Below are 17,645 nucleotides of genomic sequence, written 5' to 3' on the forward strand. Positions count from 1 at the left end.
CCCCAATTCAGGGGATTCGCGACACTCATAATGTCATTTTTTGTATCTTTTGCATCGACATGACTTTGGTCATAGACGCACTGATCAGCGCCACGGGTCCGCTGTCCCTTTGGTACCTAGACCGATTCGAGCCTAGAACGCCCACGGCTTGACCACATCCGCGAGGCTGTGGCCGCCAATGCCCTGACTACAATGCCACGGGCGTGCCTAACCATCCTTCGGCCCTCTAGTTATATGGCGCGATCCAATCGCTCAACGAAGAAACAAATGGTGAGAACATTTCCGTATGACATGTGATTCATGCGGGAAATGAAGCACACGGCACGCACTACGCTGAGTCTGACAACAGAGGCACAAGCCTTCGCAGGGAGCCAAGTCTCATGAAATCTGTTCTGGTGGTATGCATTGGCAACATCTGCCGTAGCCCGATGGGGGAAGCATTGATTGCTGCAGCGTTGCCGCAGATTCAAGTCACGTCAGCGGGGACTGGAGCCTTGGTTGGGCACCCAGCAGATCCGATCGCACGCAAACTCATGGCCGAACGCGGCATCGACATCGAAGCCCACCGGGCACGCCAACTTACAGGGCAGATGTGCCAGCAGGCAGACCTCATTCTTGCGATGGACGAAGCCCAGCGGATTCACATCGGGCAGCGCCATCCGTTGACCCGGGGCAAGCTGTTTCGCTTGGGCGAAGTCGCACGCGTTGACATTCCCGATCCTTACCGCATGGGCCGTCCGGCCTTCGAACACGCCCTGCAACTCATCGCTGACGGCGCCCAAGCCTGGGCTGAACGCATTCGCAAACTCTCATGACTTCTTCTGCTTCCACTTCGGCTCCTTCCGCAGCACTCGCGCGCGACGATGACAACGATGCAATTCATCTGTCCGAGTACTTCGATATCCTGCTCGACCGAAAGTGGCTGGTGGCCGGCGTTACTGCCGTCGCTCTCGTCATCGGTACGGCCTACGCGCTCCTGGCTACGCCGATCTATCAATCCAACCTTTTGATTCAGGTTGAAGACTCCGCCCCAGACGCCAAGAATTTTCTCGGCGACACCGCGAACCTCTTTGATGTGAAGACGCCGGCCACGGGCGAAATCCAGATCATTCGCTCGCGATTGGTCATCGGAGGAGCCATCGAGGCAAAGCAGCTGTATATTGATGCGCAGCCACGCTACCTGCCGTTCATCGGCGAATGGTTTTCAAGGCGCGCCAAGGAACTGTCGAGTCCAGGCTTTCTTGGCATGGGAGGCTACGTTTCTGGCACCGAAACGGTCAACATTGCCAAGTTCGACGTGCCTTCCACGTTCGAAGACCAGAAGCCCTTCACGATCACCGCGCTGGCCGGTGATCAATACACGCTGAGCCATCCCGATCTTGCCGAACCATTGACCGGCACTGTCGGCAAGGTGCTCAACCAGCAGATTCCCGAAGGAGCCATCACCTTGGTGGTATCTCGACTCGACGGCAAACCCGGCGCCGAATTCTTGGTCTCGCGTGCATCGTTGCTCACCACCATCGAAGATCTTCAAAAGCGTCTCCAATTGGGAGAACAGGGCAAGCAGTCGAACGTGATCAGTGTTTCGCTCGAAGACAGCGACCGCGACCGCCTGCGGAGCACGCTCAACGAAATCGGTGCTCAGTACGTTCGCCAGAACGTTGAGCGTAAAGCCGCCGAGGCCGAAAAAACCATTGAATTTCTTGACCGGCAGCTTCCCGAATTCAAGCAACAACTCGAAGACTCGGAAGACGCATACGCACGCTTTCGCAATCAGAACGGCACCGTCGCTTTCGATGAAGAGGCCAAGGCTGCCCTGACCATGTCAGTGCAGCTGCAGACCAAGCTGCTGGAGTCCCAACAACTGCGACGCGAACTGCTTTCGCGCTTCACGGAGAGCAACCCCAAGGTCCGAATGATCGACGGCCAGATCGCGGCCGTTCGCCATGAGATCGAGGGCCTCGAGACCCGTGTCAGTGCCATGCCGGCCGTTCAGCGTGACGCCTTGCGGCTCGAGCGCGATGTGCGCGTCAATGGTGAGCTTTACAAGTCACTGCTCAATAGCTCACTGCAACTGCGCCTTGTGAAGGAAGGCAAGATCGGCAACGTGCGACTGCTCGATACCGCTGTCGAACCGAAGAAGGCCGTCAAACCGCAGAAGCCCTTGGTCGTCGCGCTTTCCCTAGTGCTCGGATTGTTGGCTGGCGTGGCCTTTGCCATTGTCCGAAGCAAGCTTTCAAGCGGCATCCAGAACCCGCAAGAAATCGAGGAGCGTCTCGGCCTCAACGTCTATTCCGTTGTGCCACTGGCGCTCGAGCAGGAAACGATTCTGGAGCATATTGCAGGCGGCGCGAAGGGTGTGCAATTGCTGGCCGTAACCTCCCCCGAGAGCCTTGCCATCGAGAGCCTGCGTAACCTACGTGTTTCCCTGCAACTGACTTTGATGGAGACCGGGAACAACCGTGTGCTCATCACGGGCGCTACGCCCGGCGTGGGCAAGAGCTTCGTCTCCGGCAATTTCGCCGTCATCATGGCGCAAGCCGGTAAGCGTGTTCTGTTGATCGATGCCGACCTACGCAAAGGTCATCTTCAAAAAGCTTTTGGCTTGCCACGTAAAGGCGGCCTAGCGGACGTATTGTCCGGCGAGATGACACCCGAGCAAGCGATTCATGCTCAAGTGGTCCCGAACCTGGACGTCCTGACCACGGGCGCCTACCCGTTCAATCCCGCCAACATGATGCTGTCGTCAGCGCTGGGCGAGTTGCTGGACGCCTTCTCGGAACGCTACGACCTGGTGGTGATCGACAGCCCGCCGGTGCTGGTGGCCGCCGATGCCGCTGCAGTTGCTGCGCATGCAGGTGCCGTGCTGCTGGTCGCTCGCGACAACCTGACCCAGTTGGGCGAATTGAACGAGAGCATCAAGCGCCTGGCGCATGCTGGCCAACAAGTCAACGGCGTGGTCTTCAATGGCATGGACCTCTCGCGCAGGCACTATGGCAGCTATGGCTACAAGTACGGTGGCTACCGCTACACCGAATACAAGTACAAAGAAGCTGGAGCGGCCTCGGAGTAACTGGCGAGACGCGGCTAGGGGAGCCGCTCTCCACCGGGCCTCTTCAGTGAGTCTCTGCAATGCAGAGAAATCAGCGCCCTGCTTGTCGATGAGCCAGCCACCGCGTCAGCCGCGCGAACATTTCCCCGACAAGCAGGCCGAAGCCATCTGCCCAAAGATCGCTCCATTCAGCGTATCGATCAGGCGTGAAAGACTGCAATATCTCGATGAGTGCGCCGTAGGCTAGCAAGCTAGGCAGCAGCCACATGCGCCCCGGCCAGGCCTTGTGTGCCAAGAAGGCCAATATTGCAAAGGCCAGAACATGATTGCTCTTGTCCCAGCCGGTGCTAGGCATGGGGATCGAGGAAGGCGCGAGCGACAGCACAAGAATCGCACAAACACAGGCCCAGAAAGCCCGGGCTGATAGCAACGCGAGCTTCGGCTTCACCTGCTTACGCTCTTTCGGGCTCGGGTCGCATGGAGACCTCCTCAGGCATCGACCACTTCGCCCGCTCGCAGCACGCGCCCAGCAGGAACCCTCACCCCATAAGCGAGCGCTGAGCCCACGGGCATCCACGCCGAGCGTCCGAGCACACTGCCCCCCGCCATGCCCGCATGGACACCGAGATGGCCAAATGACTCCACCACGCAGTCATGATCGACAACGGCGCCACAATTGACGATAACGCCCTCGCCCAGCTGAGCCCCGGTTCCGACGATAGCGCCGGCCATGATGGCACTGCCCTCCCCGATGGTGGCTGTGGGCGACACGATGGCTGCCGGATGAACCACCATCGCCAGCGTCAATCCCTGCGCCTTTACTTGCTGGTGCAGAGCCTCGCGCAACGCGTTATTGCCGATCGCCACGATCACCGTATCGATTCGGCCACGGCAGTCAGCCAGCATTGCGGTTGTGCCCCAGACCGGGCAGCCCCACAAATGATGCTGCTGTGACTTGGCCGCGTCGTCCAGGAACGCCGTCAATGCATAGTCCTGCCCGAGCAATGCGGCCTCAGCAACGGAACGTCCGTGACCACCCGCGCCAATGATCAGCAAGCGCTTTTTCATCTGCTGCCTCATGTTCAGTGCGTCACACCTTCGCGCCTCAGCACCTTGACGAAGGTAAGCCATAGGATGCGGATATCAAACCAGAACGAGCGACGCTGAAGGTATTCGATATCGAGCTGGACTTTGGCAGGGATAGGTAATTCATCGCGTCCATTCACCTGCGCCCAGCCCGTCAGGCCCGGCACCAATACATCCACACCATGCTGCGTCCGCAGATCGATCAGATCCTGCTGATTAAAGAGCGCTGGTCGGGGCCCCACAAAACTCATGTCCCCGACCAAGATGCTCCAGAGTTGCGGCAGTTCGTCGAGACTGCTTTTGCGCAGAAAAGAGCCGATAGGCGTCAGATACACCCTGGGGTCGGACAACAAATGTGTAGCTACTGCCGGCGTACCGACACGCATGCTACGGAACTTGGGCATCTTGAAAATGCGGTTATCGCGGCCGATCCGATCAGACCAGTAGAGAGCAGGCCCGCGAGAGGTAAGGCGTACTGCTATCGCCACGATCATGACGGGCAACAGCAACACGCCCCCCGCGCACAATGCCAAAAACAAATCAAACAGACGCTTCACGCCAATATCCTTCTGCAGTCCTTTTCAAGCCCTCGTCAACCGAAATGGGGGGCGTCCACCCCAGCAAGTCCCTCGTCTTTGAAATGTCGACTTGCAAAGAGCCACAGAGTCGTTGCGCGACATGGGCTTGACCCAGCATCGAAGCGCCTCGCTCCAACCAACTCGCCGGAACAGGAAGCAGCCGCGCAGGCTTCCCCATGGCCTGCCCCAGGCGTTTCAGCAGTTGTGCGGTGGAAAGATCTTCACCGTCCGAAACCAGAAAAGTCTGATTGCCCGCTGCGGGGTGGTGCACGCAAGAGGTCAACAGATCCACCAAGTTGTCGAGCGACACCATGCTTCTGCGATTGCCGGCGATGCCCCCGAGCGGCAACGGAATTCGGCGCGCGACGATGCTCATCATCGTGCGGAAGTTCGCCTTGACGCCCGGGCCGTACACGAGAGGCGGACGAACGATCACCACTTCCATTCCGGTTTGCGTTGCCAGTTCTCGCAAGGCCTGCTCCGCCTCCAGTTTGGAAACGCCGTATGGATCCACCGGCGCTGTCGGCCCATCCGCTGAAAAAGCACCGCCGATCGACGTTGCTTCTCCGTTGGCTTTGATGGAGCTCACGAAGACAAAGCGCCGCACCCCCGCCTCTGCGGCTTGCCGCGCCAATCGCAACGTTCCATGAAGATTCGTGCGCCGATATTCCATCAATGGATCGCTCGCACCGTCCGACATCACGTGGACGCGGGCGGCGGTGTGGATCACAGCCTCAACATTTGCGACAGCTTCTTGCCAGTCAGTTTCCGCACTGAGGTCGCCGACCATCGCGGTTTCGACCTTGAACTTCTCGAGCGCGGATTCACGACGAATCGCCGCGCGTACAGGCAGGCCATCAGCGAGCAGCCGCGCAATCAGCGCAGTACCTACAAAGCCCGTCGCTCCCGTTACCAAGATCATCTTGCCTCACTTTGTTTTTTTGTGGCCGCGGCGGGAAAGGACAGCGACTGAAGCCATCCTTCCAATCGATTGATCAGCGAGCCTCGCTCGAATTCGCTGGCACTCAACGCAAGGCCATTCGCGCCCATTGCCTCGCGTTCTTCAGCCGATTTTTTCGAGAGATCCAGAACTGCCTTGGCAAGCTCCTTGTGATCCCCTGCGTTGCAAGTCAAACCAGCCGCGGCATTTTTCACCACGTCAGCACCTTCGCCGTTCAGCATGGCCAATACGGGAACGCCTGCTGCCAGATACGACTGGAGCTTGCCAGGAATGGTCATGGAGAAGATCGGCTCGTTCTTCAAGCTGACCAGCAATGCGTCGGCATGCTTGAAGAAAGAGGACATTCGCTCCACTGGGTGCCGTCCCAGCATATGGACGCACTCCTGCAATCCGCGCCGCTGGATTTCATCGGCCACCCACTGCGCCATTCGGCCATCACCAACGATCAACCAACGGATGTTTCTGTGTTCCTTGAGCATCTCTGCCGCCGCAAGGATCGCCGGGAAATCTTGAGCATCGCCGATGTTTCCAGCGAACATCACATTGAAGCTTTCCGATTGGACCTGTACCTCAGGCGCGGCAACCGCTTGCTCTACATCGAACAGCATCTCGGCCCAACTGGGGAAGTACTCGATTCGGCCGCTGTTGCCCGCGTACTTCTTGATTTGAGGCACAAAGCTTTTCGACTGCGCCAGGATCAGGTCGCAGCGCTTGTAGATGAACGACACAAGCCGTCCCACTGAACGCAGGATGAAAGGCGAACGAACCACGCCAATGGCTTCCAACGTCTCGGGCCAGAGGTCAAGGACCCAGAAAGCCAGCGGTGCCCGTTTTACCGCTCGCAATGCAACTGCGGGCACGCCGACCGTGATGGGCGATGGCTCATAGGCGAGAACCGCGTCAAAGTCGCGCCCTCGCAGCTTCCACATCCCAAGCACGGAGGCACTGATCGCGAAGGTTGCAAAGTTCAGCATCAACCGGATGCCTCCCTTTCCACGTGCAGACATGGGCACCCGGACGACCTCCGCCCCTTCATAGCGCGCAAACTTCTCGGGGTCATCGCGGTACGCGGGGAAGACTTTGCCGTCGGGGTAGTTGGGCACGCCGGTCAACACCGTGACTTGGTGACCACGCCGCACGAATTCGGCGACAAGATCATTGATCCTGAAGTTTTCCGGCCAGAAGTATTGAGAGACGACGAGCAATCGCATAGTGACGTCAGTACTTCTTCCAGACCACGCGGTTCACGTAGTCGGTGTAGCTGTGAACGATCCGCAGCACCTTGTCCGACACATTGGGCATGCTGTAGTCGGCCACCTGACGCAAGCCGCGCGCATCGCCTCGCGGCTGGCTCTCCAGAATCGCCAGCCCCTGGCGCACACGCTCCACCTCGAGGCCCACCATCATCACGGCGGCCTCTTCCATGCCTTCGGGCCGCTCGTGCGCTTCGCGCAAGTTGAGCGCCGGAAAATTCAGGATCGACGACTCTTCGTTGATCGTGCCGCTGTCGGACAGCGTGGCGCGCGCCGAGAGCTGCAGCTTCACGTAGTCGTGAAAACCCAGCGGCTTCAACAGCCGCACCTGCGGATGAAAGCGAGCGCCCGTGGCATCGATGCGCTTTTGCGTGCGCGGGTGCGTCGAGACGATGACCGGCAGGTCGTGGTCTTCGGCGACGGCATTGAGCACCGCCACCAGCTTGGAAAAGGACTGCGGCGATTCGATGTTCTCTTCGCGATGGGCACTGACCACGAAGTACTGCTCGGCCTGCAGGCCAAGCCGCTCCAGCACATCGGACGCCTCGATGCGCGGGCGGTAATGCGTCAGCACCTCGAACATCGGGCTGCCGGTCTTGATGACCAGATCTGGCGGCAGCCCTTCGCGCAACAGGTAGTCGCGCGCGATCGTGCTGTAAGTGAGGTTGACGTCCGCCGTGTGGTCCACGATGCGGCGGTTGGTCTCCTCGGGCACGCGCTGGTCGAAGCAACGGTTGCCCGCTTCCATGTGAAAGATTGGAATCTTGCGGCGCTTGGCCGGAATCACAGAGAGGCAGCTGTTGGTGTCGCCCAGCACCAGCATGGCCTCGGGCTGCACCTCGCCTAGCACTTGGTCCACCGCGATGATGAGGTTGCCGATGGTGTGCGCCGCGCTGGTGGCGTTCGCCGCGCTGTTCAAAAAGTGGTCGGGCTTGCGCACGCCCAGGTCGTCGAAGAAGACCTGGTTGAGTTCGTAGTCGTAGTTCTGGCCGGTATGCACCAGCACGTGGTCGCAATGCTCGTCCAGCCGAGCCAGCACACGCGACAGGCGAATGATTTCGGGTCGCGTGCCGACCACGGTCATGACTTTGAGTTTTTTCATGGGAGATGGATCCAAAGCCAAGGGACTACAGCGGACAAGCGAAGGTGTCTGGCCGCGCGCGATCGAACACCTCGTTGGCCCAGAGCATCACGACCATTTCTTCGGTGCCGATGTTGGTGATGTCGTGCGTCCAGCCGGGCACGGTCTCGACAATTTCAGACTTGTCGCCCGCAGTCACCAGTTCATGGGTTTCGCCGGTGTGCATGTGCCGGAACTTGAAACGCGCCTGCCCCTTGATGACGAGGAACTTCTCCGTCTTGCTGTGGTGGTAGTGGCCGCCTCGCGTGATGCCCGCATGCGCGGTGAAAAACGAGAACTGGCCGGCGTCCGGCGTCTTGAGCATTTCGACAAACACACCGCGCGCATCCCCGTGCTGCGGCACGGTGTAGGCAAACGATTCGGGCGGCAGGTAGCTCACGTAAGTCGAATAGAGCGCGCGCACCAGGCCCGTTCCCACGCGGTCGGTCATGAGGGTGTTGCGGCTGTCCTTGAACGACTGGATCTGACGGGCCAGCTCGCCCACCGTGGTGGTGTATTGCGGCGTGACCGTGGCAAAACCTTCTGCGTCCACAGTGGCGTCAGCGCCATCCATGAGCTGCACGAAACGCTCGATGACATCGTCGACATACACCAGCGTGACCGGCGCGGCCGGGTCGTTGACCTGGATCGGCAGGTCGCGCGCGATGTTGTGGCAGAACGTGGCCACGGCAGAGTTGTAGTTGGGCCGGCACCATTTGCCAAACACGTTGGGCAAACGGAAGACGTGCACCGGAATGCCGAGGCTGGCGGCTGCGGCTTGCAGCGCTTCTTCCGCACCGCGCTTGCTGTTGCCATAGGGGTTGTCGCGGCCCGCCTGCGTGGAGGACGTGTAGATGATCGGCACCTTCTTGCCGGTCGCCTTCGCCACGTCGCCGACGGCGCTGCAGAGGCTCTGCGTGAGTTCCGCGTTGCCTGTAGCGAATTCCTGCGGGTCTTGCGGACGATTGACGCCTGCGAGGTGAAACACGAAGTCCACCCCCTCCAACAGCGCGGGCAGTTGCTCCACGCTGTGGTCGCGCGTGAAGCAGACCACCTGCACGTCCTTGCGCTCGGCCAGGTGCAGCTGCAGGTTCTTGCCCACGAAACCACCGGCGCCGGTAATCAACACCTTCATCGTCTTATCCCTCTGCCACGGCCGGTTCACCCCGTGCGATGCGCTGCATGAAGTCGAGCTTGAGCAGCAGCTTCTTCATGCCTTCCACATCGAGGCGGGTGGTGTTGTGCGAGTTGTAGTCCTCGCCGTGCGAGCTGTGCGTGATGCGCTTCTCGCCCTGCTCCACGTACTTGGCGTAGTTCAGGTCGCGGCCGTCTGGCGGCACGCGGTAGTAATCGCCCTGGTCTTCGGCGCAGGCCATTTCTTCCCGGCTCAGCAGCGCTTCATAGAGCTTCTCGCCATGGCGAGTGCCGATTTCGCGCACTTCGTGGTCCAGCTTGCCCATCACTTCCAGGATGGCTTGCGTGAGAACCTGCACCGTGGCGGCGGGCGCCTTCTGCACAAAGATGTCGCCGTTGTTGCCGTGCTCGAAGGCGTGAAGCACCAGTTCGACTGCGTCTTCCAGCGTCATCATGAAACGGGTCATGGACGGGTCGGTCACGGTGATGGGCTTGCCCGCCAACACCTGCTCCACGAACAACGGGATGACCGAGCCGCGGGAGGCCATGACGTTGCCGTAGCGCGTGCCGCAGATAACGGTGTTGGTGCTTTCCAGATTCCGGCTGGCCGCGACCATCACCTTTTCCATCATGGCCTTGCTGATGCCCATGGCGTTGATGGGATAGACCGCCTTGTCGGTGCTGAGGCAGACGACGCGTTTTACGCCTGCGGCAATTGCGGCTTCCAGGACGTTTTCGGTGCCGAGGACGTTGGTGCGGACTGCCTGCATCGGATGGAATTCGCAGGACGGGACTTGCTTGAGTGCTGCTGCATGAAAGACGTAGTCCACACCGCGCATTGCTGCGCTCACGCTGCGTGAGTCGCGTACGTCGCCGATATAGAACTTGAGCTTTGGATGGTTGTAGCGCTTGCGCATGTCATCCTGCTTTTTCTCGTCTCGGCTGAAAACGCGAATTTCCGCTATGTTGGTATGGAGAAAGCCTTTGAGGACGGCATTGCCAAAAGATCCCGTCCCTCCCGTTATAAGCAAAACGCCTGAAATGTTTCTCTCAGTCATAGCATCCTCCTGTAATCGGGATACCCTGCTTTCGCATATTCATATATTTGCTTTCTCGGAATTTTTGCTGTCGAAACACTCTCCGCATGAACAACTCGAAGCTTGGGCTCGTACCAGAGGATGCCGCCCGCATCATGTATTTGCTTCGAAAAATATGCTTCTTCTCCATATAAAAATTGCGGGTAATAAAGGCTATCAAATTTTTTCAGAAATGCAGGAAGAAGAACGTAACAGGCACCAATTCCCATATGAATCTCGCAGCCTTCTTCCAAAATTGGCAAAACTCTCCTTGTGGGCCGAAATACTGCCAGCATCCGAATCATTAACTTGGCAATAAAATAATTTGTGTAGTACAGGTCAAATTGAAATCGCCTGATTCGGCCAATTGGAGATAGAACGTGCGGATTTTGATGATAGCCATCAATGGTTACTACATCAGGGGCGATCGCCAAGACCGACTCTTCATACTTTGAAGACAGTAGGTTAATGCAGAAATCCTCTTGAAACTTTAAATCGTTGTTGCAGATAACAACAAAATCCGAGCTCACACTACTCAAGCCCAAATTCAGCCCCCCGAAATATCCCAAGTTTCCATTGGCAGCGACAATTTTTATATCAATGGCAGGGAAACTAAAAGCATTCAGCGCATCAAGCTGTTCTTTAGACTCCGAGTTGTCAACCAAAACGCATTCCAACTCAAAATGCTCGCCCAGTCCATTCTGAGACTCCAAAGATCGGCAGAAATCCTGCGTGACAAGATGGTTTTTATAATTAACAGAGACAAAAGATAGCTTTTTCATTTCAGACCAACAATTTGAGCCAGGCGCAAGATGCAAGGTGCACCAGCAAAGTCTATAAGCGCACCTTCAAATATCAGGAAGGCAAAAACCATTTGACTTTGATTTTAAGGTCCATATGTTCAAGCGCAAAATTACGTATCTCTTCTTTTTCGACATTTTGCGCGCTAAGCCCCTCATACCAATGAATAAGCTCGCGAATATTGACAGGCCTATCGTCATTGCTGACATGAAAAGCAAAATTGGGAATCGGCTCTAGATCAATATCATCGCCTGAAACCACTAACGGCATTCCCCGGGCTACGTACTCTCGAGTCTTCAGGCTGGAAGCGGATTGCATTCCCTTTCGGTACAACCCGAGAGTAGATATTCCTATGTCTGCAATATCAAAGAAATAATCTAAATCGCCATGCGATTTGAATCCCAGAAAAAAAACGCTCTCTGCTATTCCCAAGCGCTCGGATGCACTCTTCAATTCTTTAATAGCATCACCATCGCCAGCAATATAAAATTTCACTGCCACGTCGCATGGGTTTTCTTGAACATAATTCGAGATGCCGGCCAGTACGCGATCAAGGCCATGCCAGGAGGAGACTTTTGCAACCGCCAACAAAGTCAGGCATTTGCTTTCGAGAGAGATATCCTTGCGCTTGATCTTGTATCTCGCAACCTCTATTCCGTTTGATAGCAACTTTATTTTATTTCTCACGCCAAACGAAAAATAACGAGATTCGCCCGCATACTGAATGATTCTATTGAATGGCAATAACGAGAGCGGATAAAAAATGGAGACAATTATTTTTCTCGCACATATAGCCATCCATGCCATATTTTCACGCAGTTCAAACTCTCGGAGAACTACAGTAAGTGGCGTGGGTATGTCTATCACGAGATATTTACCCATCAGCCGGAGATACAAAAAAACAAATAGCAGGACGGGTAATTGAAAGAAGTTTCGAACGATTATTACATCAGCCTTTGATTTCAGCAATTCAAGCGTTAACTCCCGAAACCCACGAGAGGTTCCCGGGAAATTTCTATTTTTTGCTTCACAGCCAAAATTATTCAATGTCCGGACGGTATCATCTATCTTTCTAAAGATCCCGGGGTACTTCTCCGCCGCAAAAAGCGAAAAATACTCAACGCTGTGAATTTTCGACATGACCAGCCAAACCTCTATTCAATGCCTGAAAATTAAATCCATCTAATCGGAAAAACCAAAATCCAAGCGCCATCCAAAATGGAAAAAAATTAATCGATTTTACAAACACCATGGATATCAGGCAAAATACAAACAGAAGAATCCCAAACTCATCGAGAGACGACCGCAATTGTAATTTGTAGGCGAATATTTTTCTTGAAATGAAAAACATAGATGCCAAAAATAAAACGAATGGAGCCACGCCAAAGAACTGCCACGCACTCAGCAAATTATGCGAGTAAGCGCCCAGCGAATAAAACTTCTCAATCAAATAGCCCGGGTCACCGTAAAGCGCCTGCCGCGGCAAGCCATCCAATGCCCCCCAAAAAAATAAATCACGAGCAACCTCTGATTGGTCTTCAGAAAAACCATCGTAAAAAATCATCTTTTGAACCTGAGCATCATTTAGGTCGATTTTCAGAAGAAACAACGCCAAAATCAGCACGGCCAGAGATCCACCCAAAAGCACTGTAGATTTAATCAATCCCAGCCTGGAAGCATAAAATACGGAGCAAGTCAAAATAAATACAAACAAGTTAGCCCGTCCACCCAAGCAAAAAAACAATAATGCCCCCCCCGCGAACGCTAGGAATTTGTATGGCCGGGTCGAAAACGCGACGGGCAGCAAGAATGCCACCACTGCATACGAGCCAATTGTTAAATGCGAGATTTCCAAATCACTTGGTTTTTCATCGGAAATCGATTTGTAATTTAGGATCAGCCCATCGTTTAAATTTGAAACGATGCACACGACAAAAACAAGCGCTGGAATAAGAAAAAAATTTCTTCCAAAATCCTGATCACCCAATCCCTGCATTGCTGCACCTAGGCAAAACCATGTGAGACCTACCAGCAAATAATTCAGCGACACCGATGCAGGGGTTAGCCCATCGATCATCAATGAATCGGTCGCCAATAGTTGTTGAAGTACTACCGAAATGGCGATTGAGCTCAACAGAATAAAAGCAAGAAACAGACTTGAGCTTAACTCCCAAGAGGATTTTCTCTTTGAAAATTTAAAAACCACATACGCAAAACCCGTCAATGCCAAGGGATAGCTAAGGTAGTTCGATATCGAAATACTGGGCCAGTTATAAAAAAACCAACTCACAAAAGTAATTATTTTCAACCCAAACAAGGCGACGGACAGCTTGGCCAACGAACGAGCATGAATCGGCATGGTTATCTCATCCCCTCCATTTGGCGATATTTTTCAACTGAAAGGACATGAGCTTCATTTGTCGCGTGTTAATGCATTAATCACTTGCATACTCTCAACTAATTTGACGCGCCGCGTCCAAGCGCCAAGTTAGGCGGGCTGCTTTTAATACAACAATCCACGAATCTTTTCTTTTAATCTATCGACTCACAAGTGCATGCGCGATGCCCGTAAACACAAGACCTGCGCCGCACCACAGCAAGACAATAAAACCATTTGATTGAAATATTTCGATCAAACCTCGAGCGGGAATTTTCAACACCCATACTATTGCGCCAAAGTACATCAAATAAAAAACAACCCCTGATAGCGCGAAAGATTCAACAATATACGAAGGTGCAATCCAAGCTGACAGACAAACAATCCCGACGCGCAGTACCAGGCCCACTAGCTGAACCAACAATACCAGCCGTTGATGTCCCGTAACATGAAATGCCATCGAGATAGGCGACGTCAAAAATTGCATTAGAAACCATGGCGTCATCCATGCGACGAGTTCGCCTGCACGCTGCCATTTTTCCCCGAATATGAGGGGAAAAATAATAGGCGAAACAGCACCTATGAGTAACAACGGACCAACGCCGCTTTTGAATAGCCCATTTATTACTCTTAGAGTGAACTGCGTCAATCGCCCTTCTCTAAATTCATCCGCCGCGCGCGATAGGTAAACCTGGGAAACAGCGCCGCCAATTAAGCCGAGGGGAATTGCCATGGCTCGCATTGCCAATATCAGATACCCGGCCTCCGGCCCAACGGATAGCGCTGCGATTAGGATTACTGGGAGCTGACTACTAGCAGTATTCGCAAATGACTCAAAAGTTGAGAATTTTGGGAAGCGATCGTATCGTTGAAACATTTGGCGCATGCCCTGCAAATTTATGCTTTTCAGCGCAGCACCGTCCTCTCGAATTGCATTTCGGCCGAGCCCAAAAAAGCCAGCGCCGCTGTTTATGACTTGCCCCAGAAGCAACCCCATTGGAGTAAAGCCGCCAAATCCAAGCCCGATCTGTGTTCCTGTCCCTCCAACAGCCTGACTCATCCTAGTTTTTGCAATAAGTCCAAACCGTTTTTTTCGCGTAGTCCAAAACTGCATTGCAGAATACGAACTCGTCAGCCAGATGCCAAAAGGCAGAAGCCAAAGGTAGGGACGCAGGCCCGGCTGCCCGACTAAATCGATAATTTGGGCGGGCCAAAAATAGACGACAAGCCCCGATAACAATGCCACTACGGCGCTTGCGCACAGAGCCACAGCAAATAAATTCGCAGCGTCATTGTCATATTCAGGCATTGGAATCGCGAGCTCCAATCTCAGACATGCGGCAACGGAAATTATCGAAAGAATTGAAGCAAAAACGGCAAGTACACTGAAATCAGAGGGTGTATAGAGTCGGGTTACGAATGGCAGTGCCAAGACGGTAAGAGCTTGGGCAAAAGCGGTACCTCCGACGAGCACACCGATCGAGCGGGCAAAGCCCTCTCGATTTAAAGACTCCAATTTCGAGCGTAGAGTTTTTGCGGCGCGCCGGAAAAGCATGTCAGTTGGGGGCCGTTAGCGCCGTAGCAACAGCGACTTGATCGGCCAACGTCATATACGCGTGCATCGGCAGACTAAGAACTTCCCGGGCCACCGTGTCCCCCGTGGGTAGCGTGACCTTTTCATCTGCCACAGCAGGCTGCTGATTCAATGGAATGGGGTAATGCACAACAGTCGGCACCCCAGCCTGCTTCATGCGAACCTGAACACCTTCACGATCAGCCACACGCACTGTGTATTGCGCCCACGCACTCTGGTTATACGGCTCGATGTAGGGAGAGCCAGCAACACCGCTCTCTCCCAACAGGCGTCCATATTCCGCTGCCACCCGCTGACGACTGGCGATTTCGTCATCAAAAATTTCGAGTTTCTCCAGAAGCACTGCAGCCTGTAACGTATCCAACCGGCTATTCACACCCACGCGAATATGGTGATACCGCCGATCCTGCCCATGCCGGGCAATCTGCCGCATCACCTTCGCCAATTCGTCGTCATTGGTGAAGATCGCCCCGCCGTCCCCATAGCACCCCAGCGGCTTGCTCGGAAAGAAGCTCGCACACGCAATCGTGCTGAGGTTGCAACTCTTGCGCCCCTTATAAGTAGCGCCAAAACTCTGCGCCGCATCTTCGATCACGGGAATTCCGTGTTTCGCAGCAATGGCATTGATCGCGTCGAAATCCGCACACTGCCCATACAAGCTCACCGGAACAATGGCCTTGGTCCGCGGCGTGATCGCAGCCTCCAGCAGCGCCGGGTCCAGGTTGTAGGTGCGCGCATCGATGTCCACGTACACCGGCTTAGCGCCCAGCAACGCCACCGTCTCGGCAGTGGCGATGTACGTAAAACCCGGTGTGATGACTTCATCGCCCGGCCCGATGCCAAGCGCCATCTGAGCGATCTGCAAAGCATCCGTGCCATTGGCCACGGTGATGCAATGTTTGGCGCCGGTATAGGCCGCCAGCTTCTCTTCCAACTCGGCCACTTCAGGCCCAAGGATGTATTGACCATGCGCCAGCACGCGCTGAATGGCCGCGTCGATCTGGTCCTTGATACGGGCTTGCTGAGTCTTGAGGTCGATGAATTCGATCATGGCGTCTTGGCATCCAACTTGGTCACGGCATTGCCGTCGAGTACGTAGCGCGCACCGGTGTGCGCGCAAATGGCTTCGGCCGAGCCTTGCAGCGGCAACGCGAGTTGCTCGCCAAACTCGCTCATCCAGCCGATCTGCCTGGCCGGCACACCGACCATGAGCGCATAGGCCGGCACGTTCTTGTTGATCACAGCGCCGGCGCCGACAAAGGCGTATTCGCCCACGGTGTTGCCGCAGACGATGGTGCAGTTGGCGCCGAGCGTTGCACCCCGCTTCACCAGGGTGCGGCGATATTCGTCCTTGCGTGTGACAGCCGACCGCGGGTTATAGACATTGGTGAAGACCATGCTCGGCCCGCAAAACACGTCGTCTTCCAGGGTGACTGCGTCATAGACGCTGACGTTGTTCTGGATCTTGACGTTGTGGCCGATGGTCACGTCGTTGCCGACGTAGACGTTCTGCCCGAGCGAGCAGCCCTCGCCAATGGATGCCTGTGCGCTGACGTGCACCCAATGCCAGATCCGGGTGCCGTCGCCGATGCGTGCGCCCTCATCGACGATCGCGGTGGGATGGGCCTTGTATGCCATGCCGGACTCGCGGGGCGTCAGGCGAGCTGCCGCACGAACGGATGCACTTCGCCCTGCTCGCCTTGAACAGGCGTGGCGCTGCGAATCACATTGACGGTCTCGATGCAGTGGCGCGCATCCTCGAGGCCATAGCCGCGGCCGGCCAGGATTTCCTTGTAGCTCACCGTGTGGAGGTCGGTGAAGCCTTCGGAGAACTCGAGCTTCTCGCCGCTGATGTCGATGTTGCGGAAGGTCGTCTTCTTGCCCTTCACATCGGCCGGCAGATCGTTGGCGTCGATGGACAGGAACCAGCGCACGCGCGCGCGTTCGTATTCGAGATAGCCCGCCGCTTTTGCCGCGCCGCTGTAGTGCACCACGTTGCGCTGCAGCTTGCCGAAGATGAAGTGCAGCATGTCGTAGAAGTGCACGCCGATGTTGGTCGCCACGCCGAACGACTTGCGGTTGTCGCCCTTCCAGCTTTCCATGTACCACTTGCCGCGCGAGGTGATGTAGGTCAGCTCCACGTCGAACTTGGTATCTGCGGGCGCAGCGGCAACCTTGTCGCGCAGCTTCAGGATGGCGTCGTGATGGCGCAGCTGCAGGATGTTGAAGACGCGCTTGCCGGTTTCCTTTTCAACGCGTTGCAGTTCGTCGACGAGGTCCGGCGTGGGCACCAGGGGCTTCTCGCAGATCACGTCGCAACCCAGGCGCAGGCCCGCAGCGATGTGCGGGTGATGCAGGTAGTTGGGGCTGCAGATCGCCACGTAGTTCAGTGCGGTCGCGGGGTTGCGCTTGAGTTGCTGCGCATGCTCATAGAAGCGTTCGAACTCGGTGAAGAACTCGCTCTGCGGCGAGATGCTGTCGATGATGCCGACCGAATCGTTGATGTCGTAGGCCACCGCGAGATGGTTGTCCGTGTCCTTGATGGCGCGCATGTGGCGCGGGGCGATGTAACCGGCAGCGCCGATGAGGGCAAAATTTTTCATGTCGAGAAAG

Annotated in this window: 17 protein-coding genes; 2 read left to right on the plus strand and 15 right to left on the minus strand. The window is 55.7% G+C overall.

Features of this window, described 5'->3' with window-relative positions:
* Positions 1 to 380: 380 nt before the first annotated feature.
* Positions 381 to 815 (plus strand): low molecular weight protein-tyrosine-phosphatase, encoded by a 435-nt coding sequence (locus AC07YS_RS21225; protein WP_307695367.1) that lies wholly within the window; start codon positions 381 to 383, stop codon positions 813 to 815.
* Positions 812 to 3,073: a polysaccharide biosynthesis tyrosine autokinase gene (locus AC07YS_RS21230; protein ID WP_495269520.1), complete on the plus strand. Its 2,262-nt coding sequence runs from the start codon at positions 812 to 814 to the stop codon at positions 3,071 to 3,073. Before AC07YS_RS21225 ends, AC07YS_RS21230 begins: the two co-directional genes overlap by 4 nt.
* 70 nt (positions 3,074 to 3,143) lie before the next feature.
* Here AC07YS_RS21230 and AC07YS_RS21235 read toward each other — a convergent pair whose 3' ends face one another.
* The 15 genes from AC07YS_RS21235 to AC07YS_RS21305 all read right to left on the minus strand — a co-directional run bounded on the left by AC07YS_RS21235 (position 3,144) and on the right by AC07YS_RS21305 (position 17,635).
* Positions 3,144 to 3,500, minus strand: a complete 357-nt coding sequence (locus AC07YS_RS21235) for a VanZ family protein (protein WP_495269521.1) — start codon at positions 3,498 to 3,500, stop codon at positions 3,144 to 3,146.
* A 41-nt stretch (positions 3,501 to 3,541) separates the two neighbouring features.
* Positions 3,542 to 4,120 carry a PglD-related sugar-binding protein gene (locus AC07YS_RS21240; protein WP_495269522.1) on the minus strand — a complete coding sequence of 193 codons (579 nt, stop codon included), beginning with the start codon at positions 4,118 to 4,120 and terminating at the stop codon, positions 3,542 to 3,544.
* Positions 4,121 to 4,134: 14 nt separating this feature from the next.
* Positions 4,135 to 4,695, minus strand: coding sequence for a sugar transferase (locus AC07YS_RS21245; protein ID WP_307695372.1), 561 nt, complete (start codon positions 4,693 to 4,695; stop codon positions 4,135 to 4,137).
* On the minus strand, positions 4,679 to 5,638 hold the full coding sequence (locus AC07YS_RS21250) for a UDP-glucose 4-epimerase family protein (RefSeq protein WP_495269523.1): 960 nt from the start codon (positions 5,636 to 5,638) through the stop codon (positions 4,679 to 4,681). Before AC07YS_RS21250 ends, AC07YS_RS21245 begins: the two co-directional genes overlap by 17 nt.
* Positions 5,635 to 6,888 (minus strand): glycosyltransferase family 4 protein, encoded by a 1,254-nt coding sequence (locus AC07YS_RS21255; RefSeq protein WP_495269524.1) that lies wholly within the window; start codon positions 6,886 to 6,888, stop codon positions 5,635 to 5,637. Before AC07YS_RS21255 ends, AC07YS_RS21250 begins: the two co-directional genes overlap by 4 nt.
* Before the next feature lie 7 nt (positions 6,889 to 6,895).
* Positions 6,896 to 8,032, minus strand: a complete 1,137-nt coding sequence (wecB, locus tag AC07YS_RS21260) for a non-hydrolyzing UDP-N-acetylglucosamine 2-epimerase (RefSeq protein ID WP_495269525.1) — start codon at positions 8,030 to 8,032, stop codon at positions 6,896 to 6,898.
* 25 nt (positions 8,033 to 8,057) lie between these two features.
* The gene (wbjC, locus tag AC07YS_RS21265; RefSeq protein ID WP_495269526.1) at positions 8,058 to 9,185 is read right to left on the minus strand and encodes a UDP-2-acetamido-2,6-beta-L-arabino-hexul-4-ose reductase; all 1,128 of its coding nucleotides are present in this window, start codon (positions 9,183 to 9,185) and stop codon (positions 8,058 to 8,060) included.
* Positions 9,186 to 9,189: 4 nt separating this feature from the next.
* Complete coding sequence (locus tag AC07YS_RS21270; protein WP_495269527.1) at positions 9,190 to 10,242, minus strand: polysaccharide biosynthesis protein; 1,053 nt, start codon at positions 10,240 to 10,242, stop codon at positions 9,190 to 9,192.
* Positions 10,239 to 11,042, minus strand: a complete 804-nt coding sequence (locus AC07YS_RS21275) for a glycosyltransferase family 2 protein (protein ID WP_495269528.1) — start codon at positions 11,040 to 11,042, stop codon at positions 10,239 to 10,241. Before AC07YS_RS21275 ends, AC07YS_RS21270 begins: the two co-directional genes overlap by 4 nt.
* A 73-nt stretch (positions 11,043 to 11,115) precedes the next feature.
* Positions 11,116 to 12,201, minus strand: coding sequence for a glycosyltransferase (locus AC07YS_RS21280; protein WP_495269529.1), 1,086 nt, complete (start codon positions 12,199 to 12,201; stop codon positions 11,116 to 11,118).
* Positions 12,179 to 13,420, minus strand: a complete 1,242-nt coding sequence (locus AC07YS_RS21285; protein WP_495269530.1) for a hypothetical protein — start codon at positions 13,418 to 13,420, stop codon at positions 12,179 to 12,181. Before AC07YS_RS21285 ends, AC07YS_RS21280 begins: the two co-directional genes overlap by 23 nt.
* A 178-nt stretch (positions 13,421 to 13,598) precedes the next feature.
* A complete protein-coding gene (locus tag AC07YS_RS21290) occupies positions 13,599 to 14,993 on the minus strand; it encodes a lipopolysaccharide biosynthesis protein (protein WP_495269531.1) in 1,395 nt (464 codons plus the stop codon).
* 1 nt (position 14,994) lies between these two features.
* The gene (locus AC07YS_RS21295) at positions 14,995 to 16,083 is read right to left on the minus strand and encodes a DegT/DnrJ/EryC1/StrS family aminotransferase (protein WP_495269532.1); all 1,089 of its coding nucleotides are present in this window, start codon (positions 16,081 to 16,083) and stop codon (positions 14,995 to 14,997) included.
* On the minus strand, positions 16,080 to 16,670 hold the full coding sequence (locus AC07YS_RS21300) for an acyltransferase (RefSeq protein WP_495269533.1): 591 nt from the start codon (positions 16,668 to 16,670) through the stop codon (positions 16,080 to 16,082). Before AC07YS_RS21300 ends, AC07YS_RS21295 begins: the two co-directional genes overlap by 4 nt.
* A 17-nt stretch (positions 16,671 to 16,687) precedes the next feature.
* On the minus strand, positions 16,688 to 17,635 hold the full coding sequence (locus AC07YS_RS21305; RefSeq protein WP_495269534.1) for a Gfo/Idh/MocA family protein: 948 nt from the start codon (positions 17,633 to 17,635) through the stop codon (positions 16,688 to 16,690).
* Positions 17,636 to 17,645: the final 10 nt, after the last annotated feature.

The sequence above is a fragment of the Variovorax sp. GW458-11-26-14-LB1 genome (assembly GCF_059423965.1).